At 68.7% G+C, this 316-nt stretch carries 1 protein-coding gene; it reads right to left on the bottom strand.

Annotated features, from left to right (window positions below):
* Positions 1 to 316, bottom strand: a 316-nt coding sequence (locus tag AC0L20_RS40515) for an ATP-binding cassette domain-containing protein (RefSeq protein WP_473295748.1), incomplete at both ends; no start/stop codon positions are given.

The raw sequence follows: 316 nt of genomic DNA, 5'->3' as shown, positions 1-316 counted from the left end.
GATCTGGCCCTGGATCGACACGTCCAACGCGGCCACGCATTCGTCGGCGACGATCAAGCGCGGCTCCACCGCCAGCGCTCGGGCAATCCCCACGCGTTGGCACTGGCCGCCGCTGAGGGAGCCCGGCTTGCGCGAAGCGAATTCGGGCCGCAGGCCCACCAGCTCCAGCAGTTCATCGACACGGGCGCGGATGTGCTGCGGCGCAACCTTGCGCTGCACCCGCAACACTTCGGCCAGGGTTTCGCCGACGGTGTGACGCGGGTTCAGGGCCGCATACGGGTCCTGGAAGATCATCGCGGTTTCCTGGCGCAACCGC

Source organism: Bradyrhizobium sp. Kon58, from assembly GCF_055807455.1.
This window is presented reverse-complemented; position numbering and strand designations above follow the sequence as displayed.